Raw genomic sequence first — 15,802 nt, 5'->3', positions numbered from 1 at the left:
GGTGGCGCGGCCGCCCCCGGTCGCCGACCCTGAAGGCATGGATGTCGGGGAATCCCTTGTCAGGGCACTCGCGCGGATCTGGGACGCGCTGCTGGACCTGCTGCTCCCGCGGGCCTGTCCCGGGTGCGCGGGTCCGGCGGCGGGTGCCGGGCCGCTGTGCCGGACGTGCCGCGACGCACTGGTGCGTCGGCCGCACCGGTGCACACCGCGTCCGGGGTGTCCGCCGGTCTGGGCGGCCGGTCCCTACGCCGGGCTGCACCGCCGGGTGCTGCTCGCGTACAAGGAGGGCGACGACGCGCTGGCCCGGGTGTGGGGCGAGCGCCTGGCCGCGGTGTGCGAGGCGAGCGGTCTCGTCCGGGCCGACACCCTGCTGGTTCCGGTACCCGGGCGCGGGCCGCCGCACGATCCGCGTGCCCCGGTGGCCCGGATCGCGGCCGCGGCCTGCGGGGAGCACCGCGGCGGCACCCCCCTGCCGCTGCTGCGCCACCGGGGCCGGATGCGGCGCCAGGCGGGCCTGGGGCGCCGGGAGCGGCTGGCCAACCGGGCGGGCGCGTTCTGTGCGGACCCGGTCCCGGAGTGGGCCGTCGGCCGCCGGGCCGTGGTGGTCGACGACGTCGTCACCACCGGCGCGACGCTGGCCGAGGCGGCGCGTGCGCTGCGGGCCGCCGGGCTGTGCGTGGCGGGCGCGGTGGTGCTCGCCGAGCGACTCCCGTCGACGGAGGGCGGCGAAGCCCTGCCACAGAGGTGAGGAGAAGGTTTTACGAACACCCTGGAAACCATGAAAAGTCCTTGTGTACAGGGGTTCGCGGTGGTTTTCCGGAGCTTGGGGGCGGGGGCGCCACCTGACATCCTCGCCAGGACAGGTTACGGTCACCGTATGGCACCCGTCCGGGTCCGTGGTTGCGTCGGAGTTTCGGTGTTCCTGGGAAGACCAGGGCACTCCTCCGGCAAGCCGATGCCAGGCGCAGGCGAAACGGCCCACGTAAGGCGACTTTTCGTCGACCGATCACGGTGCGCCTTAGAGGTAAGCCCTGCCCCGCGGAGGGTCCCGATGTCCCTCACGACAGGGAGAAGAGCAGTAGTCGCGGATAAGAGCGGCGACACTCTCAGCAGGCGGATGTGGGGACGAAGACCAGGTCGGCCGGACGGGTGGCATCCCATCGGGGGCCTCGCCATGAGCGAGCCCCCGGGGATCCCCTCCCATGCCGATTTCCTCCCTGGCGCGACGAAAGTCCCTTTCCCCAGTTCAGGGCTCCCACCGATCATGTGCGTGGGACGGGTGATGACCGTGTCCCCGGTGGGTATACGCACTTTCAACCGAGACGTGATCCGCGCAGAACCGGATCACTCGCAGAAGGGGGCCGACAGCGCGAGACCCTTCCGTCCCCCGAACGACGGAAGGCGCAGAAACCAGCCTGGCCGTCGCCTTCTCGACGGCCACGCGATGAAGGGGGTCCTATGGACATCATCGTCAAGGGTCGACGCACCGGTGTGAGCGACAAGTTCCGACAGCATGTCGAGAACAAGCTCGACAGGCTCTCCAAGTGGGAGAAGAAGGGCATGACCGTCGATGTGGAGGTGTCCACGGAACGCAATCCCAAGCTCGCCGATGTGAAGGAACGCGTCGAACTGACCATCCGCTCGAACGGCAACGGCCCCGTCGTTCGCAGCGAGGCGGCCGCGGTGGACCGGCACGGCGCCCTGGACATGGCCATCGACAAGATCGAGGCGCGCCTGCGCAAGGCCGCCGACCGCCGCAAGGTGCACCGGGGAACCCGGGCCCCCGTCTCCGTCGCCTCGGCCACCGCGAACCTGCCCGGGGACCTGCCCCCGGAGGGTGAGATCGTGCAGGCGCCCCCGGCCCGCCGCAGCGCGGAGGAGGACGTGGCGTCCGACGCCGGGCGGTCCCGCTTCTCCGACGAGTTCGTCGAACTCGACACCCAGGGGGAGGTCCCCCTCATCGTTCGGGAGAAGTCCCACCAGGCCAAGCCCATGAGCATCGACCAGGCGCTGATGGAGATGGAACTCGTCGGCCACGACTTCTTCCTCTTCCACGACGAGGTCAAGGACGCACCCAGCGTCGTCTACCGCCGCAAGGGCTTCAACTACGGGGTCATCCGCCTCGTCGACTGATCCGGACCCTTCCCCGAGGGCCGAGGCCGACAGCCGGGACACGGGTGCGGCGGGCCGCGAGACCCGCCGCACCGGTGAGCCCGAACGGGCCGTGTCAGACGGCGGTGGCGCGCCGCTCCCCCCGGCCGCGCCGCCGTTCCCGCAGCCGGCTCCGGCGCTCGCGCCGCTGCTCCTTGCGGATCCGGTGCAGCGAGACGCCGTGCGGCTCCTCCGGTTCCACCGACGGCGCGTCGAGCACGACGTCCTCGAAGATGCGGGTGACCGCGGCCAGCACCAGCGCCGCGGCCAGCAGCACGGCGGCGATCACCAACAGCCACACGGTCATCCCCTGGACGAGGGCGATCGCGGCCGCGACGGACCCGGCCAGGGCGAGCGCCACCACCGCCCAGGACGCGGCCCGGCCCCGGTGCCGCCCGGTCGGAGCCAGGCTGCCGCCCTGGCGTTGGAATCCCCGGATGCGGCCGAAACGCTGCTCGTCGTCGGGGTTGTGCAGCTCCCATCCCAAGCTGGCCTCGGTCGACGACGGGTGCCGCCGCCTCTCGATCAGGTCGTCGAGGATCTCCACGGGCGACCGGGGCGACGGGGCCCCGTTCTCCGCGGCCTGTGCCCTTTCGGGTCCTTCACCGGTACGCATGGCGGTCCCCCTGAACGCTCATGAGGTCGGCCCGGCCGCTCCGGCACGGGCCGGGCGTCTATCGATGGTCTACCCGGATCCGGTCGATGAACGCGGACCGCGCGGAACCGCCCGTACCCGGACGGTGTCCCACCGGGCGGTGTGACTTCGTTCGACCCCCGGGCCCAGCGGCGACGACGCACCGGTCGGCGGTCCGTTCCTGTTCGGACGGACGTCGTCCCCACACCACTCGACGGGACACGATCCGTACCCGTCGGCCCCGGGCCGCGGCCGCCCCCTCGTCTCCGGGCCGTGTCCGTCCGGCCGTGCGGGCGCCGAACGGGCGCCCGCCGGACGCGACCGCGGCGCCGCCCGCCCGCAACGGTTGGAAAAGGGTGAGAATCCCCGGCGCCGCGTGCGCCCGGGGGCATGTCCCCTGAAGCGGTGTGACTTCCGCGCGGGTGCGTCCTTGCGGGTCATCGCGATCCGCCGGTGTTGGACGGCCATCGCGCCCTGTCGGCACGGTGCCCCGGGTGGAGGCGTCACCGAAGGCGACGGCGCACCGGTCCGGCCTGCGCCGCCGACGCGTATCCGTCGGAACAGAGCCGGAAGAGTCACACCATTCGGCGGGAGACACCATCGCGCACGGCCGCAGGACGACCCTGGAGGACCTGTACGTGCGCAGGGGAACATTCTCCGTGGTTTCGATCGTTCACCTGGGGGAAAGGGCCTCCCGTCCGCGCCCGCCGTCGAGCGGACCGGGTACAGGGTGCACGTCCTCTAGGATGTAGGCCCGAGGGCCCAGGGACCCCCGCCGCCCTCCGCGGCCACGGGACAGCGGTCAGCGGGCCTAGATCTGATCTCCACGCGTGCCGTGGAGCCAACCGCGATCTGCGAGGAGCGCATAGGAAGTGCCAGGGATACTCAGCAAGCTCCTGCGCGCGGGTGAGGGAAAGATCCTGCGCCGGCTCAACAAGCTGAAGGACCAGATCAACTCGCTTGAGGACGAGTACGTCGACCTCACCGACGAGGAGCTCCGGGACCTCACCCAGGAGTACAAGGAACGTCACGAGGACGGCGAGTCCCTCGACGACCTCCTCCCGGAGGCGTTCGCCACCGTCCGTGAGGCCGCCAAGCGCACCCTGGGCCAGCGCCACTTCGACGTCCAGCTCATGGGCGGTGCGGCGCTCCACTTCGGCAACATCGCCGAGATGAAGACCGGTGAGGGCAAGACCCTGACCGGTACCCTCGCGGTCTACCTCAACGCGCTCGCGGGCGAGGGCGTCCACGTCGTCACCACCAACGACTACCTGGCCAAGCGCGACGCCCAGAACATGGGCCGCATCTACCACTTCCTCGGCCTCGACGTCGGCGTGGTCAGCCCCAACATGACCCCGGCCGAGCGCCGCAAGGCCTACCAGGCCGACATCACCTACGGCACGAACAACGAGTTCGGCTTCGACTACCTGCGCGACAACATGGCGCTGTCCCTCAAGGACACCGTCCAGCGCGGCCACTTCTTCGCCCTCGTCGACGAGGTCGACTCCATCCTCATCGACGAGGCGCGCACCCCGCTCATCATCAGCGGCCCCTCCGAGCAGAACTCCCGCTGGTACGGCGAGTTCGCCAAGATCGCGCCCCGCCTGAAGAGGGACACCGACTACGAGGTCGACGAGAAGAAGCGCACGGTCGGCATCACCGAGTCCGGTGTGGCCAAGGTCGAGGACTGGCTGGGCATCGACAACCTCTACGAGGCCGTCAACACCCCGCTGATCAGCTTCCTCAACAACTCCCTCAAGGCCAAGGAGCTGTACCGCCGCGACAAGGAGTACATCGTCAAGGACGGTGAGGTCCTCATCGTCGACGAGTTCACCGGTCGCGTCCTGGCGGGGCGCCGCTACAACGAGGGCATGCACCAGGCCATCGAGGCCAAGGAGCGCGTCAAGATCAAGGACGAGAACCAGACGCTCGCCAAGATCACGCTCCAGAACTACTTCCGCCTCTACGACAAGCTCGCGGGCATGACGGGTACCGCCGAGACCGAGGCGGCGGAGTTCCACCAGACCTACGGCGTCGGTGTGGTGCCCATCCCCACCAACAAGCCGATGGTCCGCGAGGACGTCAAGGACCTCGTCTACAAGAGCGAGGACGCCAAGTTCCAGGCGGTCGCCGAGGACATCGCGGAGCGCCACGAGGAGGGCCGGCCGGTTCTCGTCGGCACCACCAGCGTCGAGAAGTCCGAGCTGCTGTCGCGGATGCTCAAGCGCGAGGGCGTCCCGCACGAGGTCCTCAACGCCAAGAACCACGCCCGTGAGGCCGCGATCATCGCCCGCGCGGGCAAGCTCGGCGCGGTCACCGTCGCCACCAACATGGCCGGTCGCGGTACCGACATCATGCTGGGCGGCAACCCGGACTTCCTCGCCGACGAGGAGCTCCAGGCGCGCGGCCTGAGCCCGCTGGAGACCCCCGAGGAGTACGAGGCGGCCTGGCCGGACGCGCTGGAGAAGGCCAAGTCCGAGTACGAGGAGGAGCACGAGAAGGTCGTCGAGATCGGCGGTCTGTACGTGCTCGGCACCGAGCGGCACGAGTCCCGGCGCATCGACAACCAGCTGCGCGGCCGCTCCGGCCGCCAGGGCGACCCGGGCATGTCCCGCTTCTACCTGTCCCTCCAGGACGACCTGCTGCGCCTGTTCAACAGCAGCCGTCTGGAGGTGTTCATGAACCAGCTGAACATCCCGGACGACCAGCCCATCGAGTCCGGCATGGTCAGCAAGGCGATCGCCTCCGCCCAGGGCCAGGTCGAGACCCAGAACTTCGAGATCCGCAAGAACGTCCTCAAGTACGACGAGGTCCTCAACCGCCAGCGCAAGGTCATCTACGCCGAGCGCCGCAAGGTCCTGGAGGGGCAGGACCTGCGCGACCAGGTGCTGGTCATGCTGGAGGAGGTGCTGCGCGGCTACGTCGCGGAGGAGACCTCCGAGGGCGACCCGGCCGACTGGGATCTCGACAAGCTGTGGCGCGCCTTCAAGCAGGTCTACCCGATCAGCTTCACGGTCGACGAGTTCATCGAGGAGAACGGCGACCTGCACACCCTCACCGGTCAGCTCATCGCCGACCGCGTGGTGGAGGACGCCCTCGCCGCCTACGACACCCGCGAGTCCGAGCTGGGCGAGGAGGCGATGCGCGAGGTCGAGCGCCGCATCATCCTCCAGGTCATGGACCGCAAGTGGCGTGAGCACCTCTACGAGATGGACTACCTCCAGGAGGGCATCGGCCTGCGCGCGATGGCCCAGCGCAACCCGCTGATCGAGTTCCAGCGCGAGGGCTTCGACATGTTCCAGCAGATGCTGGAGGCCATCAAGGAGGAGTCGGTCGGCTACCTCTTCAACCTTGAGGTGCAGGTCCGCAAGAAGGAGGAGCCCAAGCTCACCACCACCGCTGCCGCCACCGCGGCCGCGACCGTGGGCGGGCCCTCCGGTGCGACGGCCGTGGCCACCGCCGTGGACGAGGACACGGAGGCCGCCGCTGCCGAGGCGCCCACCGAGGAGGCCGAGGCCGCCGAGGACGTGGTGGTCCCGGGCTTCGGCGAGGGGCAGCCCAGCCGCCTCCAGTACTCCGCGCCGAGCGAGGACGGCTCCGTCGAGCGCCACAGCGAGGCCAACGACGAGTACGCGGGTGTCTCCCGCAACGCGCCGTGCCCGTGCGGTTCCGGCAAGAAGTTCAAGAAGTGCCACGGTGATCCGGCCGGCCGGTAGCCGCCGCCGGAACACGCCTGTGGGCGCGCTCCCCTGAGGGGGACCGCGCCCACACGCATTCCGGGGTTCGGGACCGTTCGCCCGGTGGTCCGCTTCCGTGGGAGGCCGGGGTCCCTCGCGGGCGGCCGCGTCGTCTCGGCCGGGGCGGGGCCGGGGTCACTGCTCCCGGCCGGGCGGTCCTCGGTCCGGTCCGGAAAGGGGGCGCCTTCGGGTGGTCCGCTTCCGTGGGAGGCCGGGGTCCCTCGCGGGCGGCCGCGTCGTCTCGGCCGGGGCGGGGCCGGGGTCACTGCTCCCGGCCGGGCGGTCCTCGATCCGGTCCGGAAAGGGGGCGCCTTCCGTTCCCGGGACACCGACGCGCGGGGCCCGCGGGCAGCGGACCGCGGGAAGCGGACCGTGCCTACAGCCCGACCGGGGCCGATCCGAAGGCGACCGAGAAGCGGTCGCACCAGATGACCACGCTCGTCATGCCGGAGATGTCGGCGTCGGCCGGAATCTCGTAGTTGGCCGACCCGTGGGTGCCCCTCAGCTCGCCCAGGGCGACGTACCGGCCGTCGCGGTACTTGAACCAGTCGCCGCCCGCCTCCTGGTCCGTGATCCAGACGTGCAGGTCGGGGCCGTCGCTCGTGGCCAGGTCCTCCAGGCGGACGTGGCGCGACCCGTCGGGCAGCTCCAGGACGGTGACCGTGCCGGAGGTGTCGTGCTCCTGGCTCACGAACTCGCCCTCCGCCAGGACCACCGGCTCGGGCTCCGTTCCCGGCTCCTCGGCGTCGGCCGCCGCGCCGTCACCGCCCTCGGCCTCCGGACCCCCGTCGCCGGGGTCGCTCGGCGCCGTGACCGCGACCGGCGGCGGCTCCTCGACCGTGCGCGTGGTGAACAGCCGCCAGGGCTGGAAGGCCCACAACCCGGCCGCGACCAGGACCAGGACGAGGCCGGCCACCGGCCACACCACCAGGGGCCGGCGCCACAGGGCCGCCTTCGGAGTCCGCGTGTTCATCGCTCCGCCTTTCCAGAGGGTTCGTTCCCCCTCCATTCGGAGCGGACGGCGGTGAGGAGACCCCGCTGCGCCGATTTCCTCACCGCCGGACTCCGCCGCGGGCGGGTCAGCCGGTGCGGTCGCCCCGGCCCCCGTCCTGCTCCCCGCCCTCGTCCGGGGTTCCACCGGCCTCCGGGGCTCCGACGTCGGCCTTGGCCGACTCGGCGCCCTCCGCCGGTTCCCGGCCCGGGGTGGGCAGGTTCATCCGCTTGATGAGGAACATGAAGATGAAATAGTAGAGGAAGAAGTACGCCACGCCCATCGCGAGGATGATCCACAGGCCCTCGGTATTGGACTTCGTGGCGTTGAGCAACAGGTCGATCAGGCCCGCCGAGAACCCGAAGCCCAACTGGGTGTCCAGGGCGTTGAGCACCGCCATCGAGATGCCGGTCAGCACGATGTGCACACCGAACAGGACCGGGGCGATGAAGATGAACGCGAACTCGATCGGCTCGGTGATACCGGTGACGAAGGCCGTCAGCGCCGCGGCGACCATGAGACCGCCGATGTTGGCGCGCTGCGAGGGGTGGGCGCAGCGCCAGATCGCCAGCGCCGCACCGGGCAGGCCGAACATGAGCACCGGGAAGAAGCCCGAGAGGAAGCCGCCCGCCGTCGGGTCCCCGGCCAGGTAGCGGTTGATCTCGCCCAGGTACACGTCGCCCGTCTCCGGGTCGGTGTACGAGCCGAACACGAACCACACCACCGAGTTGACGATGTGGTGCAGGCCCAGCGGCAGCAGCAGGCGGTTGATCATGCCGTAGATGCCGGCGCCGACCGCGCCCAGCCCGATGATCCACTCACCGAGGGAGTTGATCAGGGAGCCGACCACAGGCCAGACCAGACCGAACGCCACGGCCACCAGCAGGCCCACGCCCGCCATGAGGATGGGCACGAAGCGGCGCCCGCCGAAGAAGCCCAGCCAGGTCGGGAGCTTGATCCGGTGGTAGCGCTGCCACAGCAGCGCCGAGAGGAGGCCGATGACGATGCCGCCGAGCACGTCGCTCGGGTTCTTCGCACCCCAGTTGACGATCATCTCGCCGCCCGCGTCCAGGGTGACCCGGGCGCCGACCTCACCGCCCAGGTCGAAGAAGAGCAGCTTCGACACACGGTCGAACACCAGGTAGCCGACCAGCGCGGCCAGGGCGGTGGAACCGTCGGACCGCTTGGCGAAGCCGATGGCGACACCGACCGCGAACAGCAGCGGCATCGCCTGGAACAGTGAGTCGCCCGCGGTGCCGACCACGTCCGCGACACCCTGCATCCACCCCATGCCGTTCAGCCCGGCCAGGCCGTCGGAGCCGAGCAGGTCGTTCTGACCCAGGCGGAGGAGGATGGCGGCCGCGGGCAGGACCGCGATGGGCATCATCATGCTGCGCCCGAGGCGCTGTAGCACGGCCAGGGTGGAGGAGGCGCGCTTGGGCGTTCCTGCCGCGGCCTTCGTGGCCGGTGTGTTGTCCGAACTCAAGGGGGGTCCTTCCCTCGGACCTGCGCCGGGTGGGCGCGGGGGGTGAGAATCAGTCGCCGTGTCGGCGCGGGTCCAGCCGCGAGTGCAGCTGGTACCGGTCGGCGCGGTAGGTGGACAGTGCCAGTTCCACGCACTGTCCCTTGGAGAAGCTGCGGCGCTGCATCACCAGCACCGGGCTTCCAGCCGGCAGACCCAGGAGGCGGGAGTCGGCCGAGTCGCAGATCCCGGCCTCGATGGTCTGTTCCCCGGAATCCAACAGGATGTCGTACTCGTTCTCCAGGACCTCGTACAGCGAGCGTTCGGCGAGGTCGAAGGCTTCGAGCCCGGGGGCCATGGCCGCGGGGATGTTGGAGCGCTCCACGGCCATGGGTTCGTCGTCGGCGGTGCGCATCCGCTCGATGTGGTGGACCAGGGTGCCCGGCTCGATGTCGAGCATGCGGGCGGTGTGCCCGCTGGCCGGGATGACCTGGCGGATGAGCTCGCGCGCCCCGGGCTCGTACCCGCGGGCGCGCATGTCCTCGCTGAAGGAGGCCAGGACCAGGGACATCTCGATCTTGGGGCGGGCGATGAAGGTCCCCTTGCCGGGGACCCGGTAGAGCCGTCCCTCCGAGACCATCAGGTCGATGGTCTGGCGGACGGTCATGCGGGAAAGACCGTAGGAGGCGCTCAACTCCCGCTCGGAGGGGATCATGTCGTCCACGCCCAGTCCGGCCTCGGTGATCCAGTCCAGGATCAGGTCGCGGAGTTGGACGTACTTCGGCAGCGGGTTGCCGGGATCGATCGCCATGGGTGCGGGTGGCCTTCTCGGTCGGTGGAGTCGGTCTGGGTGGTGCGGTGCGCTCCGGGTTCGCTCGTGGTCGGTCTCCTGTGACGCAGTGGCCCCGTGAGCGCGGGTACATCCTCTTGTACCCCGAGTATCAGGACAATCCCGGAGCCACTGGTATAGTCCGGACTAGACCATAGCTCTGCCCGAGTGTCAATCCACCCAACGGCAGGCGGTTCGCACCACTTCACGGGAGTGCCGGGCACCCGGCACGAGCAGGGGAAGGCCCTCATGACCACCACGACGAGCGTGATGCGCTCCGAGATCGCCGAGCAGCCCGAGGCGCTGCGCCGCACCTTCGCGGAGCTGCTCCCGCTCCGTTCGGAGATCGCGGCCCTGGGACGCTCCACCAAACACGTGCTCTTCATCGCCCGCGGTTCCTCCGACAACGCCGCGGTGTACGGGAGCTACCTGCTCCAGGCGCACGCCGGCCGACTGGCCACCCTGGGCTCGCCCTCGATCGCCACCGCCTACGGTGCCAAGATCGACCTGTCCGACGTCCTGGCCGTGGCCATCTCCCAGTCCGGCAAGACCGAGGAGATCGTCGAGACCATGCGCTGGGCCGCCGACTGCGGGGCCCGCACCGTCGGCGTCACCAACGGAGCCGACTCCCCGCTCGCCGCCGAGGCCGACGTCGCCCTGGTCACGCGGGCCGGGAACGAGCTCGCGGTGCCCGCCACCAAGACCTACAACACCCAGCTGGCCGCCCTCGCGGTACTGGCCCTGGGCCTGGGTGCCGACCTGGACCCGGCGGACCTGGACCGGGTGCCCGACGCCATCGAGGAGACCCTCGCCGCGCCCACCGACTCCCTGGAGGAGATCGTCGAGCGCATGGTCGCCGTGCAGGGGGCGGTGATCTCCGGACGGGGCATGGCCTTCTCCACCGCCCTGGAAGCCGCCCTCAAGCTGAAGGAGGCCTGCTACCTGCACGCCATGGGCCTGTCCTACGCCGACCTGCTGCACGGCCCGATCGCCGTCGTCGACCCGCGCACCCCGGCCCTGCTGGTGGCCGCCCCCGGCGGCCCCACCCTCGCGGGCACGGTCGCCCTGGCGGAGCGGGCCCGCTCCGCCGGCGCCCCGGTGTTCGGTTTCGGCGGCGGGGCCGCCCTGGCCGAGGCCAGCGACCTGTCCGTCCCCGTCCCGGACGTGCCCGAGTGGGTCTCCCCGATGAACCTCATCGTCCCGGCCCAGCTCCTCACCGAGCGGCTGGCCCGGCGCCTGGGATACAACCCGGACGTCCCCCGGGGCCTCAACAAGGTCACCCAGACGGCCTGAGCCACGCCCCGGGACGCGGTTGTCTGGCGCCCCGGGTTCCGCGGCCCTAAGCTCCCCCCACGGGGACGTAGCGGTTCCCACGGCACAGCACGGAGGACGACACATGGCGGACAAGGCAGCGGCGATCGTCGCGGGTCTGGGCGGCGCGGACAACATCGAGGACATCGAGGCGTGCATCACCCGCCTGCGCACCGAGGTCACCGACTCGTCGCTGGTGGACGAGCAGGCCCTGAAGAACACCGGGGCGCACGGCGTCCTGATCTCCGGCAACGTCGTCCAGGTGGTCGTCGGCCCCGAGGCCGACTCCCTCACCGACGACATCCGGGACATCATCGACGGATAGCGCGGGCGGTCGCGGCGGCGGACACCGCGCCCGGTAACGGATGGGACGCAGACCCGTTCTCCGTCGGTCCGGATGAAGTCCCCCCAACAGGGAAGAGAGCTCCCATGCCAGACGTCAACGGATTCCTGAGCGTGTTGTCCCCCGTCCGCGGAACCGCCCTCTCCCTGGAGACGGTGCCCGACCCGGTGTTCTCCCAGGGGATGGTGGGACCCGGTGTCGCCGTCCACCCCGAACCGGGCCAGGAGGGCGGGCAAGAGGGCACCCAGGAGGCCATCGCCCCCATCGACGGCACCCTCGTCAAACTGCACCCGCACGCCTTCGTGGTGATGGCGCCCGACCAGCGCCGGGGTGTGCTCGTCCACCTGGGCATCGACACGGTCAAACTCAAGGGCGAGGGGTTCACGCTCCTGGTCGAGGAGGGTGCCGAGGTGGCGGCGGGCACGCCCGTCGTGCGCTGGTCCCCGGGGTCGGTGGCCGCGCGCGGGCTGCCCGCCGTGGTCCCGGTCGTCGCCCTGGACGCCGCGCCCGGCGCGCTGGACGCCATCGCCGACGGCGGTGTGAACGCCGGGGAACCGCTCTTCACCTGGGCCTGAACGACACGGCCGGTGCGCGGTACCGTGTACCGGCCGGGTCGTCCCACGGAGTCCTGAGGAGCGGGTAGTCTCCGGCGAACCAGCGATCCGCCGGAGATGAAGCACCACCATGAGAAGTCCCGTCACCCGAGCCCTGGCCTGCGCGGGAATCGCCCTGATCGCCCTCTCGGCCTGCACCACGGCACCCCAGGAGGTGGACACCACGCCGAGCGAGGAACCGTCCCCGTCCGAGCCGCCCTTCGAGCCGGTCCTGGCCCCGCGCCTGCTCGCGGAGATGGACCTGGACGCCAAGGTCGGCCAGCTCCTGGTGCTCACCGCCCAGGGCACCGCGGCCGCCGACAACGCCGCCGGAATCGAGGAGTTCCGCCCCGGCGGCATCATCTACTTCGACGCCAACCTGACCGACGCGGCCCGGATCGCCGAGTTCTCCAACGGGGTCCAGGAACTGTCCGACATCCCGCTGTTCGTCGGCGTGGACCAGGAACAGGGGCTCGTGGTGCGGCTGCCGGTCGGCACCCGCTTCCCCGACGCCATGGCCGTCGGCGCCACCCGCGACCCCGGACTCGCCGCGCTGCGCGCCACGACGACCGCCGCCGAGCTGGCCGCCCTGGGGATCAACCTCAACTACGCGCCCGACGCCGACGTCAACACCGACCCGAACAACCCGGTGATCGGCATCCGCTCGTTCGGCTCCGAGCCCGACCTGGTCGCCGAGATGGCGATCGCCGAGGCCGACGCCTACGCCGAGCAGGGGATCGTCCCGGTCGTCAAGCACTTCCCGGGCCACGGCGACACCGACGTGGACAGCCACACGGGGCTGCCCGTCATCGACCTGCCGCGCGACCGGTGGGAGGCCGAACACCTGCCGCCGTTCCGCGCCGCGGTCGAGGCCGACGTGGACGCGGTCATGACCGCCCACGTGCTCATGCCGCAGCTGGACCCCGACGAGCCCGCCACCCTGTCGTCGGAGATCATCGGCGGCATCCTGCGCGACGAGCTCGGCTACGACGGCGTGGTCACCACCGACGCCCTCAACATGGAGGGCGTGCGCCAGCGCCACTCCGACGGGGAGAACGCGGTCCTGGCCCTGGAGGCGGGTGTGGACCAGCTCCTGATGCCGCCGGACCCGGCGGCCGCGGTCGCCGCGATCAAGGCGGCCCTGGAGGAGGGGCGCCTCACCGAGGAGCGCATCGACGAATCCGTGCTGCGCGTCCTCTCCCTCAAGGAGAAGCGCGGCATCCTGGAGGCGGACCCGGTCGACCCGGCCGCGGCCGACGCCGCCGTGACCGACCCGGCGCACGCCGAGGCCGCCCAGCGCGTGGCGGACGCCTCCGCCACGGTGCTGCGCAACACCGACGGAGTCCTCCCGCTCGCCCCGGGCACCCGGGTGCGGGTCGAGGGCACCAACGCCGACCGGCTCGCCGAGGCGCTCACCGAGGCGGGGCTCGAAGTGGTCACCGGCGACGCCGACGCGGTCATCGTCGGGGCGAACACCGCCCCGGTCGGCCGCTCCACGGCGCCCACCATCGCGGTGTCCCAGGGCGGGCCGTACCCGCTGGCCGCCTCCCCGGACGTCGACGGGTTCGTCGCCGTGTACTCCGCCGTCGACGTGTCCCTGGCGGCGGCCGCCCGGGTCATCGCGGGCGAGGTCGAGCCCACCGGAACCCTGCCGGTGACGATCCCGGACACGGCCGAGTTCGGCGCGGGGCTCTCGTACTAGGGTCCGCGGTCCCGAACCGATGGGGCAAAAGGATTGAAACGGACGGGGAACGGGAAGAACCGTTGCCCGCCCGATCCGGGCATCCGAGGTCGGGTGATACGACGACACGGATGGAGGGGATCGGATGGACGGCACCCGCCGCGGAGTCATCTCCGACTGGGGAGGCGTGCTCACACCCCCGCTCCCGGACGGGATCCGGGCCTGGCTGACCGCCGACCGGATCGACGTCGAGCACTACTACGAGGTCATGACTCCGTACTTCGACGGCAGCCTGGCCGACGACAACCCCGTGCACGCGCTCGAACGCGGGGAGATCGACACCGGGCGCTTCGAACGCGACCTGGCATCGCTGCTGCGCTCCACCCATGGGGGGCCGGTGGTCGCCGAGGGTCTCATCGAGCGCATGTTCGCCTCCTTCGCCCCGGTCCACGACATGTACGAGGCGCTCCGCGACGCCCGCAGCTCGGGTGCGAGTACGGCGCTGCTGTCGAACTCGTGGGGGAACGGCTACCCGCGCGAGCACTTCGCCACCACCTTCGACGAGGTGGTCATCTCGGGCGAGGTGGGGATGCGCAAACCGGAACCGCGCATCTACCTGCACACCTGTCAGCGGATCGGGCTGCGGCCCGAGGAATGTGTGTTCATCGACGACCTGGAGCACAACGTCCGCACGGCCGAGGAACTCGGGATGACCGGCATCCTGCACACCGACGTGGCGACGACCACGCGGGAACTGCGCGGGTTCCTCATGGCGGACAGCGAAGCCGCCTGACGGGTGCGGCAGACTGCTGGGTGACCGTTCCACCTTCCGGAGAGCCGCGATGTACGTCTTCCTGCCCAGTACCCTCCCCGCCCTCGCGACCGTCCTCGACGAGGGGAGGGTGCGGGTGCCGGTGGCGTTCGCGGCGGACACCGACGACGAGGAGGCGGAGTACGAGGCGATGTACGCGGCCGCCGAGGAGTCCCTCCGCCTCCTGGCGCAGGACCCGGCCGCGCCCCGCCGCCGCGTGGTACTCGCCGCGAACCTCGCCGACCACCTGGTCGAGGAGGAGGGCCGCCAGGGACCGGACGTGGTCCGCGTCCGCATCACGGGGGAGTCGATCCCGTACAAGCGCCTGGCCTCCGCGCACATCGACGACGAGGCCGCTGCGCCGGACATCGCCGAGGCGGCGGCCGACCCGGATTCCGACGCCGCCGACGGCCACGAGCTCATGTGGTACGCCCTCCAGGAGCTGCGCCACCTCCTCGCCTGATGGCGGGCTATCGCCGCCACCGAGGTTCGGCAGTCCCACACGTGGGTCACCGCCGAGCCCTCTCCCTGCCTTGAGCCTGTGCCTCGCACCTGCCACCCTGACAGGAGGACGTGGTGTTGCCACCCCGGGCAAGGTAACGCGGAGATAACGTCCCGCGTTTTCCCAGGTCGTTAACTGTCAGCCCCGCGCACGCGGGGATGGACCGATGTAGTACTTCGGGTACCGGTGCACGTCGGTGTCAGCCCCGCGCACGCGGGGATGGACCGGCCGCCGGGGAGGGTGACCGGTCGCCGCTGATGTCAGCCCCGCGCACGCGGGGATGGACCGGGCGAGGTCGAGCTCGGGCCCGTCAGCGTGGCGTCAGCCCCGCGCACGCGGGGATGGACCGCGGACCACATCGACCGGCTGGCGAAGACCACCGTCAGCCCCGCGCACGCGGGGATGGACCGGGCTGGGCGAGCTGGCCACCGCGTAGTCGAGGCCCTTGGTCCTTCCCCGTCATCACCCGGCCGGGGTAGAGTGTCCCCGGGATTGCATCGATTCATCAGGTTGATGCACGACGAAGGCCCTGACCGCCAGCCGGTCGGGGCCTTCGCTGTTGTCGGGGTCAGGAGCGGGTGGCCGCTCGCAGGAGGGCGGTCCATTCGGCGGCGGGGACCTCCAGGTGCCCCAGTTCCCTGTTCTGGGTGTCACGCACGGCGGCCCCGCCGGCCGGAAGGTCGGCGACCTCCACGCAGTTCTCGGTGGTGCCCTGGCTGTAGGACGACTTGCGGAAGATCAGGTGGGATTGCATCGG

General features: G+C 71.0%; 14 protein-coding genes and 1 CRISPR repeat array. Of the genes, 9 read left to right on the top strand and 5 right to left on the bottom strand.

The genetic code is table 11. From position 1 onward, the window contains the following. Nucleotides 1-37: 37 nt before the first annotated feature. Nucleotides 38-748 (top strand): phosphoribosyltransferase family protein, encoded by a 711-nt coding sequence (locus QJS33_RS02890; protein WP_306366261.1) that lies wholly within the window; start codon nt 38-40, stop codon nt 746-748. 710 nt (nt 749-1,458) lie between these two features. Beyond that, entirely contained in the window at nt 1,459-2,133 is a 675-nt protein-coding gene (hpf, locus tag QJS33_RS02885) for a ribosome hibernation-promoting factor, HPF/YfiA family (protein ID WP_306366260.1), read from the top strand. Nucleotides 2,134-2,227: 94 nt separating this feature from the next. Here hpf and QJS33_RS02880 read toward each other — a convergent pair whose 3' ends face one another. Continuing rightward, nucleotides 2,228-2,767: a hypothetical protein gene (locus tag QJS33_RS02880; protein ID WP_306366259.1), complete on the bottom strand. Its 540-nt coding sequence runs from the start codon at nt 2,765-2,767 to the stop codon at nt 2,228-2,230. A gap of 890 nt (nt 2,768-3,657) precedes the next feature. Here QJS33_RS02880 and secA point away from each other — a divergent pair. Further along, nucleotides 3,658-6,501, top strand: a complete 2,844-nt coding sequence (gene secA, locus QJS33_RS02875; protein ID WP_306366258.1) for a preprotein translocase subunit SecA — start codon at nt 3,658-3,660, stop codon at nt 6,499-6,501. A 397-nt stretch (nt 6,502-6,898) separates the two neighbouring features. Here the strand turns inward: secA and QJS33_RS02870 are convergent, their stop codons facing one another. The 3 genes from QJS33_RS02870 to QJS33_RS02860 all read right to left on the bottom strand — a co-directional run bounded on the left by QJS33_RS02870 (nt 6,899) and on the right by QJS33_RS02860 (nt 9,786). Further along, nucleotides 6,899-7,495, bottom strand: coding sequence for a DM13 domain-containing protein (locus tag QJS33_RS02870; protein WP_306366257.1), 597 nt, complete (start codon nt 7,493-7,495; stop codon nt 6,899-6,901). Between the two features lie 106 nt (nt 7,496-7,601). Next, a complete protein-coding gene (locus tag QJS33_RS02865; RefSeq protein WP_306366256.1) occupies nt 7,602-8,999 on the bottom strand; it encodes a PTS transporter subunit EIIC in 1,398 nt (465 codons plus the stop codon). A gap of 49 nt (nt 9,000-9,048) precedes the next feature. Beyond that, entirely contained in the window at nt 9,049-9,786 is a 738-nt protein-coding gene (locus QJS33_RS02860) for a GntR family transcriptional regulator (protein ID WP_306366255.1), read from the bottom strand. A gap of 267 nt (nt 9,787-10,053) precedes the next feature. Here QJS33_RS02860 and QJS33_RS02855 point away from each other — a divergent pair, with 267 nt between their 5' ends. The 6 genes from QJS33_RS02855 to QJS33_RS02830 all read left to right on the top strand — a co-directional run bounded on the left by QJS33_RS02855 (nt 10,054) and on the right by QJS33_RS02830 (nt 15,006). Next, entirely contained in the window at nt 10,054-11,097 is a 1,044-nt protein-coding gene (locus QJS33_RS02855) for an SIS domain-containing protein (RefSeq protein ID WP_306366254.1), read from the top strand. A gap of 103 nt (nt 11,098-11,200) precedes the next feature. Continuing rightward, on the top strand, nt 11,201-11,440 hold the full coding sequence (locus QJS33_RS02850; protein WP_306366253.1) for a PTS glucose/sucrose transporter subunit IIB: 240 nt from the start codon (nt 11,201-11,203) through the stop codon (nt 11,438-11,440). A gap of 104 nt (nt 11,441-11,544) precedes the next feature. Continuing rightward, nucleotides 11,545-12,033, top strand: a complete 489-nt coding sequence (locus QJS33_RS02845; RefSeq protein ID WP_306366252.1) for a PTS glucose transporter subunit IIA — start codon at nt 11,545-11,547, stop codon at nt 12,031-12,033. A 109-nt stretch (nt 12,034-12,142) separates the two neighbouring features. Continuing rightward, nucleotides 12,143-13,753: a glycoside hydrolase family 3 protein gene (locus QJS33_RS02840; RefSeq protein ID WP_306366251.1), complete on the top strand. Its 1,611-nt coding sequence runs from the start codon at nt 12,143-12,145 to the stop codon at nt 13,751-13,753. A gap of 124 nt (nt 13,754-13,877) precedes the next feature. After that, a complete protein-coding gene (locus QJS33_RS02835; protein ID WP_306366250.1) occupies nt 13,878-14,525 on the top strand; it encodes an HAD family phosphatase in 648 nt (215 codons plus the stop codon). A 49-nt stretch (nt 14,526-14,574) separates the two neighbouring features. Further along, nucleotides 14,575-15,006 (top strand): hypothetical protein, encoded by a 432-nt coding sequence (locus QJS33_RS02830; RefSeq protein WP_306366249.1) that lies wholly within the window; start codon nt 14,575-14,577, stop codon nt 15,004-15,006. Nucleotides 15,007-15,182: 176 nt separating this feature from the next. Then, nucleotides 15,183-15,455: direct repeats of the CRISPR family, unit length 29 nt; unit sequence GTCAGCCCCGCGCACGCGGGGATGGACCG. 158 nt (nt 15,456-15,613) lie between these two features. On the opposite strand, the gene QJS33_RS02825 is transcribed toward QJS33_RS02830, so the two are convergent. Beyond that, entirely contained in the window at nt 15,614-15,799 is a 186-nt protein-coding gene (locus QJS33_RS02825) for a DUF397 domain-containing protein (protein WP_306366248.1), read from the bottom strand. Nucleotides 15,800-15,802: the final 3 nt, after the last annotated feature.

It is taken from the genome of Nocardiopsis sp. CC223A, from assembly GCF_030766825.1.
GTDB lineage: Bacteria > Actinomycetota > Actinomycetes > Streptosporangiales > Streptosporangiaceae > Nocardiopsis.
The sequence above is the reverse complement of the archived record's forward strand: the minus strand, read 5'-3'. Positions and strand labels throughout refer to the sequence as shown.